Below are 12,310 nucleotides of genomic sequence, written 5' to 3'. Positions count from 1 at the left end.
GCCCCGGCAGAAGTCCTTGTTTGCGAATTGACCCCTTCACGCCGAGTTTGCAAGAGCCCGCTGGCGGATTGGCCCTTTTCGTCGGCGGTCATGGGCGGGGTCGTCTTTAGGGCGACCCCGTCTTTCGTTCCACGGTCTTAATCCGATCGCGCTGATAGAGGTTCTAAAGCCCATGGCCCGCCAGCCGCATCGCCAACCCGGTCTCGTGGTGGTCGGAGGCCGTCGCGCGGGCCGCGCGCTGGGCGCGGTCTGGCTGGTCGGTGCGGGCCCCGGCGACCCGGATCTTCTGACCTTCCGCGCCTTCAACGCCCTGCGCGCCGCCGATGTCGTGGTGCATGACGGGCTGGTGTCCGAGGCGATCCTGGATCTCGCGCCGTCGCGCGCGCGGCGGATCAATGTCGCCAAGCGCAAGTCGCGCCACACCCTGCCGCAAGACGACATCAATCAACTGCTCGTGGCGCTGGCCCTGGACGGCCTGAACGTCGTGCGGCTGAAGGGCGGCGATCCGTTCCTGTTCGGACGGGGCGGCGAGGAGCTGCAGGCGTGTCGCGACGCCGGCGTCGATTGCCACGTCGTGCCCGGCGTCACCGCCGCCCTGGCCGCCAGCGCCAGCGCCGGCGCGCCGCTGACCCATCGCGGCTCGGCCCAGGCCGTCACCTTCGTGACGGGTCATGCGGCGCACGGGGAGCCGGACCTGGACTGGGCGGCCTTGGCCAGGCCAAACCAGACCGTCGTCATCTATATGGGCCTATCGACGGCCGGTCTGATCGCCGAGCGTCTGATGACGGCCGGGCGCGAGGGCTCGACCCCGGCCCTGATCGTCGAGAACGCCAGCCGCGCCGACGAACGGCGCGTGGTCACCACGCTGGCCGGCCTCGCGGCGGCGGCGCAAGGGCTGAAGGGGCCGGCGCTGCTGATGATCGGCGAGGCGATGGCCATGGCTCAACAAAATGCCGCTCATCCCCGCGAAAGCGGTGACCCGGGCGGCGATTCAGTATGGGTCCCCGCTTTCGCGGGGATGAGCGGAGCTGGAGAATGAAAGCCGTCACCGCCAACCGCCTGCTCGACGGCGAGGTCGTGTTCTGGAAATCCGGACAGTGGGTGGACCGCTTCGGCGACGCCCAGCTGTTCGACGACCACCACGCCGCCGACGTCGAGGCGGCCGTCGCCACCGGCAAGGGCCAGCCGACCATCGTGGTCGATGTCTATCCGATCGATCTCATCCAGAGCGAAGGCCGCTGGGCGCCGCTCAGCTATCGCGAGCGCATCCGGGCGCTGGGTCCGACCAACGAGCCGACGCACGGCAAGCAGGCCGAGGGCGGCGACGTTGTCGCGGCGCTGCGCCAGGCCTCCGGCGCGGCCCGCTCGACCGGCCGCGTCGATCTGATCCGCAGGAAGTAGGGCGGCATGTACCAGTACGATCTCATCGACAGAGAATTCCTGGCCGACCGCTCGGCCGAGTTTCGAGGCCAGGTCGCCCGCCGCCTCTCCGGCGAGCTGACCGAGGACCAGTTCAAGCCGCTGCGCCTGATGAACGGCCTTTATCTGCAGCTCCACGCCTACATGCTGCGGATCGCCATTCCGTACGGCTCGCTGAACCCGAGCCAGCTCCGCCGGCTCGCCGAGATCGCCCGCGACTACGACAAGGGCTACGGCCACTTCACCACCCGCCAGAACATCCAGTTCAACTGGATCAAGCTGAAGGACGCGCCGGACATCCTCGACAAGCTGGCGGAGGTCGACCTGCACGCCATCCAGACCAGCGGTAACTGCATCCGCAACACCACGTCAGACCCCTATGCCGGCGCGACCGCCGAGGAAGTCGACGATCCGCGCGTCTGGTGCGAGGTGATCCGTCAGTGGTCGACCCTGCACCCGGAATTCTCGTTCCTGCCGCGCAAGTTCAAGATCGCCATCACCGCCTCGGCCAAGGACCGCACGGCGGCCAAGGTGCACGACATCGGCCTCTTGCTACGCCAGGGCCGCGACGGGCGGCTGGGCTTCGAGGTGATCGTCGGCGGCGGTCAGGGGCGCACGCCCTATGTCGGCCCGACCATCAAAGAGTTCCTGCCGACCGACCGGCTGCTGAGCTACCTGGAAGCCGTGCTGCGCGTCTACAACCGCCACGGCCGCCGCGACAATATCTACAAGGCGCGCATCAAGATCCTGGTCGCCGCCCTGGGCGCCGAGGAATTCGCCCGCCAGGTCGAGGAAGAGTGGGCCAAGATCGATCCGGCCCGCGCCGACCTGCCGGCTTCGGAGCTGGCCCGCATCCGCGCGGCCTTCGCCAAGACCCCGTTCGAGACCCTGCCGGCCCGCTCCGAGACGTTCGAGGTCGCCAAGGCTGGCGACGCCGCCTTCGCCCGCTTCGTCCGCAACAATGTTCGCGACCACAAGAAGCCGGGCTACGCCATCGTCGAGATCTCGCTGAAGGCCCAGGCGCAGACGCCGGGCGACGCCTCGGCGGATCAGCTGGAGGTCGTCGCCGATCTGGCCGAGCGCTACGGCTTGAACGACCTGCGGGTGACCCACGCCCAGAACCTCGTCCTGCCGCACGTGAAGCTCGACGACCTGCCGACCGTGTTCGCGGCCCTTCAGGCGGCGAACCTGGCGACGCCGAATATCGACCTCGTCAGCGACATCATCGCCTGCCCGGGCCTCGACTACTGCGCCCTGGCCAACGCCCGCGCGATCCCGATCGCCCAGGACATCGCCCGCCAGTTCGCCGATCTGGATCGCGCCGAACGGGTCGGTGAGCTGAAGATCAAGATCAGCGGCTGCATCAACGCCTGCGGCCACCACCACGTGGCCCACATCGGCATCCTCGGCGTCGATAAGAAGGGCGAGGAGTTCTACCAGCTGTCGCTGGGCGGCTCGGGCGCGGAGGACGCTTCGATCGGCAAGATCCTGGGGCCGGCCCTGCCGGCCGACCGCGTGGCCACGGCCGTCGATCAGCTGGTCGGCGCCTATCTCGGCATTCGCGCCGACGGCGAGCGCTTCCTCGACACCTATCGCCGCGTCGGCCTCGAGCCCTTCAAGGAGGCGGTCTATGCCCAGGCTGATTGAGCTCGCGGACGGCGAGGCGCGCTGGGCCGAGGACGGCTTCGTCCACCTGGCCGACGAGGACCCGATCCCCGAGACCGGCGACGTGATCCTGTCGCTGGCCCGCTTCGAGGCCGAGGGCGACGCGCTGCTCAGCTCCAACGCCCGCCGCGTCGGCGTGCGGATCGAGTCCCACGAAGAGGTCGAGGTGCTGGCCTATGACCTGCCGCGCATCGCGTTGGTGGCCCTGGCCTTCCCGAAATTCCGCGACGGCCGCGCCTATACCTCCGCGCGGTTGCTGCGCGAGCGGTTCGGCTACCCGGGCCAGATCCGCGCCGTCGGCGACGTGCTCCAGGAGCAGGCCGGCTTCATGGTCCGCTGCGGTTTCGACGCGTTCGAGCCGGCCGACGGCGCGAGCCCCGAGGCCTGGACCAAGGCGGCCCGCCGCTTCCGTCACGTCTATCAGCGGGCGGCCGACGACCGTCCCGCGGCGTTCGAGGAAAGGGCCTCCTGATGGCCTACGACCAGATCGGGGGGAACGCCGCGGCCCTCGCGGCTCGGCTGGACGCCGAACTGCGCGACGCCCATCCGTCGACCGTGCTCCGCGCGGCGCGCGACCAGTTCGGCGACCGGCTGGCGCTGGTGTCGTCCTTCGGCGCGGAGTCGGCCGTGTTGCTGCACCTCGCCGCCCAGGTCTCGCCGGCGACCCCGGTGCTGTTCCTCGACACCGGCATGCTGTTTGGCCAGACGCTCGACTATCGCAAGACCCTGGCCGCGCGCTTCGGGCTGACCGATGTGCGCGACCTGCGGCCCGCCTTCGCCGATCTGGCGACCCAGGACCCGAAGTCCGACCTCTGGCGCACCAGCGTTGACGGCTGCTGTCACATTCGCAAGGTGCTGCCGCTGGACCGCGCGCTGGGCGGCTTCGACGCCTGGATCACGGGCCGCAAGCGCTTCCACGGCGGCGATCGCCTGTCGCTGCCGGTCGTCGAGGCGGCGGACGGCAAGATCAAGTTCAACCCCCTGGCCAACTGGGCCAAGGCCGAGCTCGACGCCTATGTCGCCGAGCACCAGCTGCCGGCTCACCCGCTGGTGGCCCAGGGCTACGCCTCGATCGGCTGCTGGCCCTGCACCCAGCCGTCGGAGGATGGCCGCGCGGGCCGCTGGGCGGGTCAGGAGAAGACCGAGTGCGGCATCCACGTCGCGCGAGCGCCGGGCGCGGCGCCGAACGTCGGCGGGGGGATTTGAGCCTTTTCCCTCCCCCATCAAGGGGGAAGGGGGTTACTGTCCCGGCCGGTACGTCTTCACCGCGTGCTTCTTCACGTCCTCGGGATAGAAATAGACATCCCGCAGGGTCCCCAGGCTGTAGCGCAGCGCCTGGTCGTTGAAGTGCGGCGAGGTGGGATCGCCGCTCTCGCCGCCGGCCGTCACGGCGCGGGCGCGGACCTTGTCGCCGAACTGCACGACGGCGACGAAGCTGTTGCCCGACGTGCCGTAGTAGCGCTTCGTGCCCGGATAGCGCTTGGCCCCGAACGAGGCCAGCGACCCCCACTGGGCCGAGGTGAACGGCACCGGGATGCTGGGCTTGTTGTCGTCGAAGGTCTGGACGATCGAACCGTCGTTGCGCTGGAAGCGGTTGATCTCGCCCCACGGCGTCTTCCACGATCCGAAGTCGGCGGTCAGGCGCTCGGAGGCCTCGACCAGGGCGGCCAGCTTGTCGGCGGGGCTCAGGCGATCGGCCATGTAGTCGTAGACGTTCATGCCCGCGGCCTTGGCGGCCGGGGCGGCCTTGGCCCACATCGCCTCGCCCCAGAACACGGCCAGGGACGTCTCGGTCGAGCGGGCCGACCATCTGCAATCCCAGGCCTTCAGCGCCGCGACCTGCTCGGCCAGCTTCGGATCGGGCGCGGCGTCATAGGCGGCGACCAGCGTCGGGATGAGCCGCGCGAAGGCCGGCAGATACGGGTCGTAGGCCGCCGCGATCAGGCCGCCCAGGGTGAAGTCCTTGCGGTCCTTCAGCACCATGGGGCCGTGCAGGCCGCGCGGGCTTTCGCCAGCCTGGTCCATGTACCTCGGATAGTCCGCCTTCTTGGGGCTGTAGGGCCCCGCCGCCGTCCACGGCCAGTTGTTGCTGTTATAGACCCAGCCGTTCGGCGGGCTGACCACGCGCGGGGCCTTGTCCAGCGGCGTCAGGCCCTTCCAGTCGGTGGCGGGATCGGCGCCGTCGACCGGCCTGGTGTAGTCGAAGCGGTCGTCGCGGATCGGGATGAACTGCGGGTGCAGATAGGCGATCTCGCCCTTGCTGTCGGCGAACAGGGTGTTGTTCGACGAATTGGCCTTCAGCTCGGCGACCTTCATGAAGCTCTTCAGATCGGTGGCCTTGGTGCGCAGGAACGACTGCTGCAGCGCCGCCATCGGCTTGTTCATCAGGGCCACGGCGATCCACTTGCCGTCCGCCTCGCGCACGATGGGGCCATGGTGGGTCTTGAAGACGGTGAAGCGCTTCTCCGCCATCGAGCCGTCGGCGGCGCGATAGGGGACGGTGATCACCTCGCTCTTCAGCGGCCGCAGTTCTGAGCCGTATTTGTAGAACCGCTGGCCGTCCTTCTCGACGATGGTCTCGGCGAACTCGTCGACCACGTCGACGCCGCTGGAGGTGTGCATCCAGCCGGCGTGGGCGTTGAAGCCCTGATAGATGAAGAACTGGCCCCAGGTCGTGGCGCCATAGGCGTTCAGCCCCTGGTCCGACGACACCTGCATTTCCGAGCGGAAGAAGAAGCTGGTGTGAGGGTTGATCAGCAGCAGGGCGTGGCCCTCCAGCGTGTTCTTCGGCGCGATGGCGATGCCGTTCGAGCCCTTCGGCTCCTTGAACAGCAGGCCCTTCTCGTCGGCGGTCATGGCCAGTTGGCGCGATCCGTAGAAGGCCTCCAGCTGGGTCAGGGCCACTCTCTCGATGTCGCCGCCGATGCTGCCTTCGGAGAAGCTCAAAGCCATCCACGGTTCGAAGTGCGTGATGACCTTCGGCTTCACGCTCGGATGGGTCGCCAGATAGAAGTTCAGGCCATCGGCCCAGCCGTTCATCAGCGCCTTCAGCCAGGCCGGGCTCTTGGCGTAGTCGGCCTTCAGGACGGCCGGGTCGATGAACAGCTTCTGGCGCAGGTCGGCCCAGATCGCCTTCTCGCCCTCGGCCTCGGCGGTGCGGCCCAGCGCGGTGACGAAGTTGGTCTCGACGCGGTTGAAGTCATCCTCGGCCTGGGCGTAGGCCATGCCGAACACGGCGTCGGCGTCGGTCTTGCCGTGGATATGGGCGATGCCCCAGTCGTCGCGGGTGATCGAGACAGCGGCCGCGCGGGCCTTGAGCCGAGATAAATCGTCGGCGTGGGCGGGAGCGCTCGCGAGGAGGGCCGTCGCCACCAGAGCCATTGTCAACTTATGCATGGTCGCCCCCAAAACCGCTCTTCCCCGCGAAAGCGGGGATCCAAGCGGAGTTTGGAGATGAATTCCAGCCCTCGCCAAAGCTTCACGTCAGCTTGGGTCCCCGTTTTCGCGGGGATGGGCGGATATCAAGATCCTATTGCGGCGGGCAGCCCTTGAACTCGCCGACCTTGCTGACCGACAGGCTGGAGAGGTCGAGGCCGCCGAGGGCGCGCATCGAGCCGGCGCCGAAGCCGCTGAACAGATCGAGCTTCAGGCCCTTGATCGCGCCGCCGATGTCCGAGGCGTACCAGTAGCCGTCGTGCTTGCTGCCGTCGGGCATGGGCAAGCCGACGGTTTCCTTGATGAAGATCACGGTGCGGCGCGGGATGATCCTGGGATCGACCGCCACGGTGCGCATCGCCGCGACCTTGCAGCCCAGCGAGTCGAACGCGCGGATGCCCTTGGCGCCGGCGTGATAGAGCGTCGCCTTCATGCGGAACTCGACCGAGCCGGGCAGGGCGCCGCCGCTCAAGGCCGAGGTGATCAGGTCGCCCAGCGGGTCCTGACGGCTGGTCGCGGCGGGCGCGGAGTCCGAGCCGGTGTCGGCGTGGGCCAGGGCGGGAGCGGCGAACGCGGAGATGACCGCGGTGGCCAAAATTCCGGCGAGCTTGCGTCGCATCGAGGGGGTCCTCTTATCGGCGTATCTGTCGGGCGGCGGTCTGGATAGGCCCATCACAGGCGCGTGACAACCCCGGGAGTCGATCCGCGCCGGGCAAGCTTTCCGCGACTCATGGGAAAATGGCGCGGAATCAGGCGCTTGGAGCTGGGCTTTTCGGCGCCGGTTTTTTCGGCCAGAGCGCTTCGCGGGAGGAACCGTCGATGACGTTGCGAGTTTACGGCGACTCGATTTCGGGCAATTGCCTGAAGGTGAAATGGGTGGCCCAGCACCTTGGCCGGCCGTTCGACTGGACCGAGACCAGCGTCCTGACCGCCGAGACCCGCACGCCGGAATTCCTGGCCTTGAACCCGGCTGGACAGGTTCCTCTCGTTGTCTTCGGGGATGGCCGGCCGCTGGCCCAGTCCAACGCGATCATGCTGCATCTGGCCGAGGGCTCGGAGCTGATCCCCGCGGACGCCTACGACCGGGCCCGGATGTACGAGTGGCTGTTCTGGGAGCAGTACAGCCACGAGCCCTATATCGCGGTGGCCCGCTTCCAGGTGCTCTATCTGGGCAAGCCGGCCGAAACCCTCGAGCCGAAGCTGGTCGAGCGCGGGAACGCCGCCCTGGCGCGCCTGGAAACACAGGCGCAACAATCGCCGTTTCTGGTCGGCGACCGCCTGACCCTGGCGGATGTCGCCCTGGTGGCCTACACCCGCGTGGCGCACGAAGGCGGGTTCGACCTGGCGCTCTATCCGGCCGTGAAGGCCTGGGTCGGGCGGGTGGAAGCCGCGCTCGGCGTCGTTTGATCTCTCGGAGCTTGCCTTGCGTCTGTCGTCCAGCCTGAAAGTTCTCGTTCTCGCCGCCGCGTTGTCGGCGCCGGCCGCCTCGGCCTTCGCCTGGGGCGCTTCGGGCCACCGCACGGTGGGCGTCGTCGGCGCCGCCAGCCTGTCGGCCGACCTGCCGGCCTTCCTGCGCGCTCCGGACGCCATCGCCGCCATCGGCGAATATGCGCGCGAGCCCGATCGCTGGAAGAACTCCGGCAAGATCCATGACACCGACCGCGACGCGGCGCACTTCCTGGACCTGGACGATCAGGGCAAGATGCTGGGCGGCCCGGCCTTCGCGGTGGCGACTCTGCCGCCGACCCGCGCCGACTACGAGAAGGCCCTGCAGGCCGTCGGCGTCGACAGCTGGAAGGCGGGCTATCTGCCCTACGCGATCATCGACGGCTATCAGCAGCTGGTGAAGGACTTCACCTACTGGCGAATCCTGACGGCGGCGATCAAGGTCGAGAAGGACCCGACGCATCTGGCCTATTACAAGGCCGACCTGAAGCGCCGGCAGGAGCTGCTGATCCGCGACATCGGGGTCTGGGCCCACTATGTCGGCGATGGCAGCCAGCCCCTGCACATGAGCGTCCACTACAACGGTTGGGGCGACTATCCGAACCCGAACGGCTACACCCAGTCGCGCCAGACGCACGGCGCGTTCGAGGGGCCGCTGGCCAAGGCCCTGGGCGACGAGAAGGCGATCCAGGCGCTGGTGCCGGCCTACAAGGCCTGCGACTGCTCGGTCGAGACCCGGGTCGTCGGCTATCTGACCGAGACCTGGAAACAGGTCGAGCCGCTCTATCAGCTGGAAAAGGCCGGCGGCATGGTCGAGACCGACCCGCGCGCCAAGACCTTCGTGCAGGCGCGTCTGGCCGCCGGGGCGGCCGCCTTGCGCGACCTCGTCACCGACGCCTGGACCGCCAGCGCCAAGGGCGTGATCGGCTATCGCCCCGAGATCAGCGTGGCGGACGTGGAGTCCGGCAAGGCCGATCCGTGGCTCGATCTCTACGGCAAGGACTAGGCATGCTGGCGTTCGGCGCGCCCGTCGCGGGCCTGACCTACAAAGACCGCGCCGCCGCCTTCGGCATCGCCGAGAACGCGCTGGGCCAGATCGCCCTGGCCGAGGTCAGCAAGCCTGGCAAGCCGCCCTATTTCGACCTGCCCGGCGGGGCGGTGGATGGCGATGAAACCGAGGCCCAGGCGGTGGTCCGCGAGTTCGGCGAGGAGACCGGCCTCGTCGTCGAGACCGGCGCCCTGGTCGAGACGGTGTCGCAGCCGTTCCTGAAGTCCGACGGCCAGCCGGTGCGGAACTTCGGCGGCGTCTATGTCGTGAAGGTCCTCGGCGAGAACCCGTCGCTCAAGATCGAGGACGATCACCGGCTGGTCTGGCTGGACCCGCGCGACGCGGTGGTCGCCCTTCGCCACGACGCCCACGCGTGGGCCGTCGCGGCGTGGATGCGGCGGGGTTAGTCAGCGCAGCGCCATTTCCACCTTGGCGCCGGCGCGCTTGGCCAGCGCCAGGTCGGTGACTTGGCGCGTGGTCATGGCGTCGCGAACGTCCTCGCGGAAATCCATCTGGCAGGCCCGCAGGGACATTCCCCTCAGCCCGGCCTCGTCCTGACAGGCCCGGAGACCGGCCCGATGGACGCGGCGCGCGAACTCCTGGGCGTCGGCCGGGTTCGACAGGGTGAGGTCGCCCACGGCGATCCGGGCGACCGGCTCGGCGCGTTCGGCGGCGTGCGCCGAGGCCAGGCCTACGATGGGCGTGGCGGCCAGGGCCAGGGCGGCGATGGCGGCGACGCGGTTGACGATCTTGCTCATGGTCCGATCCCTCTTGTCCGAGCCGGTCGCGACGGCGATCCGGCCAGAGGGTGTGTAGGTCCAAGCCGACGCGAAAACCCGTTACGAGTGCTTCATGACGTCGAATTAAGTCTATGAAAAACAAGTAATATTTCAGAAAATTTAGATTGGGCCGCAAGCCCGCGCGGGTCAGGCGGCCACGAAGTCCCGGGTCGACTTTTGCTGGCTCTGCCGGACGGGCAGGGTGAAGCTCACCACGGTGCCCTCGCCAGGGGTGGAGTGCATCTCCAGCACGCCGTCGTGCATGGTGATCAGCGACTTGGTCAGGGCCAGGCCCAGGCCCGTGCCTTGGGTGGTCTTGGAGAACTGGCTCTCGACCTGCTCGAAGGGCTTGGCCAGGCGTGCGAGGTCTTCCTTGGCGATGCCGATGCCGGTGTCGATGACCGACACCTTGACCATGTCCCCGAACGGATCGCGCCGGACCTCGGCGCGCACGGTGACGTTGCCGGCGCGCGGCGTGAACTTGATCGCGTTGGACAGCAGGTTCAACAGCACCTGCTTGATCGCGCGGTAGTCGGCTTCGATCTCGGGCAGGGGCGGGAAGTCGATATCGAGCTTCAGACCGGCCGTCTCGGCGCGATTGCGCACCAGGCGCACCGCGTCCTCGGCGACGTCCTCCAGGTGCATCGGCTCGAACTTCAGGTTCATCTTGCCGGCCTCGATCTTCGACATGTCGAGGATGTCGTTGATCAGCGCCAGCAGGTGCTGGCCCGACGAGTGGATGTCCTGGCTGTAGCCCTTGTAGCGCGCGTCCCCGAGCGGCCCGAACATCTCGTTCATCATGATCTCGGAGAAGCCGTTGATGGCGTTCAACGGCGTGCGCAGCTCGTGGGACATGTTGGCCAGGAACTCGCTCTTGGCCTTGTTGGCGCTCTCGGCCTTGACCTTCTCGGTCTCGTACTTGCGGGCCAGCTCGGCCAGCTGCTCCTGGCTGCGCTCCAGGCCGGTGACGGCCTTCTGCAGCTGCTCCTCGTTCAGGCGGCGGGCCTCTTCCTGGTTCTTGATCGCGGTGATGTCGGCGGCGGTCATGACGAGACCGCCCTCGGCCGTCCGGCGCTCGCTGATCTGGATCCAGCGGCCGTCCATCATCTCGGCCTCGCGCACGCCGCGGGCTCCGTCCGGGGCGGGGTGCTCGTGCTTGATGGCCAGGGCCGCGAAACGGTTGACCTCGGCGCGCGAGGCCCCGGGCTTGAGCAGTTTCGGCTCCAGCGAGAAGACGCTGCGATAGTTGCGGTTGCACATCAGCAGGCGTCCCTGGCGGTCCCAGAGGACGAAGGCTTCCGACACGCTCTCGATGGCGTCGCGCAAACGGTTTTCGGCCGCCTGGGCGCGGGCCTGGGCCAGCCGCTCCTCGGTGACGTCCAGCGCCACGCCGATGATGCGGACGAAGCCGTCGGCGCCGGGCTTGCCGAAGCCTTGGCCGCGCGCGTCGATCCATAGCGAGCGCGCGCCCTGCTGGGAGGCGGGAACCCGGAACGAAACGTCGAACGCGCCGTACATCGCCGCGTTGGCCAGCGCCTGGCGCACCCGCTCGCGATGGTCGATCGAAATGCGCTCCAGGAGGTCCTGACCCGACACGACGCCGCCGCCGCCCCAGCCGAACATCACGCCGGTGACGTCGGAGAGATAGACCTGGTCCGCGTTCAGGTCCCATTCCCAGATGCCGCAGCGGGCCGCCTCGACGGCGAGGCGGAAGCGCTGCTCGCTGTCGACGAATTCCCGGTGGGCGACCTCGGCCTTGCGGCTCTGGACCATCAGAAGCAGCGCCAGGGCGATGCCGACCGCCAGAGGGGCCAGCAAGCTGAACGCGCCTTCCATCATCTGGCGGTCGAGATTGGCGACCGTGTGCGCCGGCGCGGCGGCCAGGACCAGCAGCGCCCCTTCCGAAACGGGCCGCACGGCGACGTCCAGCGCCGCTCCATCGGCGGCTTGGCCGCGCAAGGCCATGGGGCCGTCGCCGACATCGTCCGGCGACAGGGCGAAAGCCTCGCGAAGGCCGCCGGCGCCTGGGCCCGCCCGGCCCCGCGCCGCGATCAGCTTGCCGTCGGGCAGGGCCAGCGCGCCGCTGTCGCCTTTTTCGGGCTCGGCGATCAGGCGCGAGGCGTCGCCGCTCGCGATCACGAACGCGCGGGCATGGTCCAGCGTCACGGCGGTGGCGAGGTAGAGCCGGCCGGTCTCGCCGACCGAACCCGTCCACGTGCTGCGACCCGAACCGGCGGCGGCTTGGGCGGCGGCCTTCCAGTCTGCGGCGTCGTCGCGGCCCGCCACGGCGATCGTGCCGCTGGCCCCGACGATCGCGACGGCCGCGGCCTCGCCGCCGGCGGCCCGCAGGGCGGTCTCGGCCGCGTCCATGGTCGCGCCCGGATCGCGCTTCAGAAGGTCGGCGGCGGCCGACAGGCCCGCGCGCTGGGCCGCGAGATTGGCCTCGACCCGCCCCGCGATCAGCCCGGCCTTGGCCGCCAGCGGCGCGCCGCCCGGCGCGGCGGTCGCCTCGCCCTCG

Annotated in this window: 12 protein-coding genes; 8 read left to right on the top strand and 4 right to left on the bottom strand. The window is 69.0% G+C overall.

Annotated elements, in window-relative coordinates; genetic code table 11:
- Positions 1 to 172: 172 nt before the first annotated feature.
- From cobA to Q0V34_RS00040, 5 genes are read left to right on the top strand one after another with little or no spacing between them, the layout of a single operon-like run.
- Positions 173 to 1,039 carry a uroporphyrinogen-III C-methyltransferase gene (gene cobA, locus Q0V34_RS00060; RefSeq protein WP_367272012.1) on the top strand — a complete coding sequence of 289 codons (867 nt, stop codon included), beginning with the start codon at positions 173 to 175 and terminating at the stop codon, positions 1,037 to 1,039.
- Entirely contained in the window at positions 1,036 to 1,401 is a 366-nt protein-coding gene (locus Q0V34_RS00055; RefSeq protein ID WP_297506236.1) for a DUF2849 domain-containing protein, read from the top strand. The genes cobA and Q0V34_RS00055 overlap by 4 nt, the downstream gene beginning before the upstream one ends.
- 6 nt (positions 1,402 to 1,407) lie before the next feature.
- On the top strand, positions 1,408 to 3,066 hold the full coding sequence (locus tag Q0V34_RS00050) for a nitrite/sulfite reductase (protein WP_297506234.1): 1,659 nt from the start codon (positions 1,408 to 1,410) through the stop codon (positions 3,064 to 3,066).
- On the top strand, positions 3,050 to 3,556 hold the full coding sequence (locus tag Q0V34_RS00045) for a DUF934 domain-containing protein (protein WP_297506232.1): 507 nt from the start codon (positions 3,050 to 3,052) through the stop codon (positions 3,554 to 3,556). The genes Q0V34_RS00050 and Q0V34_RS00045 overlap by 17 nt, the downstream gene beginning before the upstream one ends.
- Positions 3,556 to 4,290 (top strand): phosphoadenylyl-sulfate reductase, encoded by a 735-nt coding sequence (locus Q0V34_RS00040; protein ID WP_297506230.1) that lies wholly within the window; start codon positions 3,556 to 3,558, stop codon positions 4,288 to 4,290. Before Q0V34_RS00045 ends, Q0V34_RS00040 begins: the two co-directional genes overlap by 1 nt.
- A 33-nt stretch (positions 4,291 to 4,323) precedes the next feature.
- Here Q0V34_RS00040 and Q0V34_RS00035 read toward each other — a convergent pair whose 3' ends face one another.
- Both Q0V34_RS00035 and Q0V34_RS00030 read right to left on the bottom strand, forming a co-directional pair.
- A complete protein-coding gene (locus Q0V34_RS00035) occupies positions 4,324 to 6,465 on the bottom strand; it encodes an acylase (RefSeq protein WP_297506962.1) in 2,142 nt (713 codons plus the stop codon).
- A 148-nt stretch (positions 6,466 to 6,613) separates the two neighbouring features.
- Entirely contained in the window at positions 6,614 to 7,138 is a 525-nt protein-coding gene (locus Q0V34_RS00030; protein WP_297506228.1) for a 3D domain-containing protein, read from the bottom strand.
- 200 nt (positions 7,139 to 7,338) lie between these two features.
- On the opposite strand from Q0V34_RS00030, the gene Q0V34_RS00025 reads away from it, so the two are divergent.
- Genes Q0V34_RS00025 through Q0V34_RS00015 form a run of 3 tightly spaced genes read left to right on the top strand, consistent with a single transcriptional unit; the run spans position 7,339 to position 9,420 of the window.
- A complete protein-coding gene (locus Q0V34_RS00025) occupies positions 7,339 to 7,926 on the top strand; it encodes a glutathione S-transferase family protein (protein ID WP_297506226.1) in 588 nt (195 codons plus the stop codon).
- 16 nt (positions 7,927 to 7,942) lie between these two features.
- Positions 7,943 to 8,971 carry a S1/P1 Nuclease gene (locus Q0V34_RS00020; protein WP_297506224.1) on the top strand — a complete coding sequence of 343 codons (1,029 nt, stop codon included), beginning with the start codon at positions 7,943 to 7,945 and terminating at the stop codon, positions 8,969 to 8,971.
- Between the two features lie 2 nt (positions 8,972 to 8,973).
- Positions 8,974 to 9,420, top strand: a complete 447-nt coding sequence (locus tag Q0V34_RS00015) for an NUDIX domain-containing protein (RefSeq protein WP_297506222.1) — start codon at positions 8,974 to 8,976, stop codon at positions 9,418 to 9,420.
- Here Q0V34_RS00015 and Q0V34_RS00010 read toward each other — a convergent pair whose 3' ends face one another.
- Together Q0V34_RS00010 and Q0V34_RS00005 are read right to left on the bottom strand one after the other, a co-directional pair.
- Complete coding sequence (locus tag Q0V34_RS00010; protein ID WP_297506220.1) at positions 9,421 to 9,771, bottom strand: UrcA family protein; 351 nt, start codon at positions 9,769 to 9,771, stop codon at positions 9,421 to 9,423. It abuts the gene before it with no gap.
- 168 nt (positions 9,772 to 9,939) lie between these two features.
- Positions 9,940 to 12,310 (bottom strand): PAS domain-containing sensor histidine kinase (locus Q0V34_RS00005; protein ID WP_297506217.1); only part of this gene is annotated, 2,371 nt, incomplete at its 5' end.

Source organism: uncultured Caulobacter sp., assembly GCF_947036865.1.
Taxonomy (GTDB): domain Bacteria; phylum Pseudomonadota; class Alphaproteobacteria; order Caulobacterales; family Caulobacteraceae; genus Caulobacter.
Note: the sequence above shows the minus strand (reverse complement) of the source record. Positions and strands in the feature narration are given on the sequence as shown.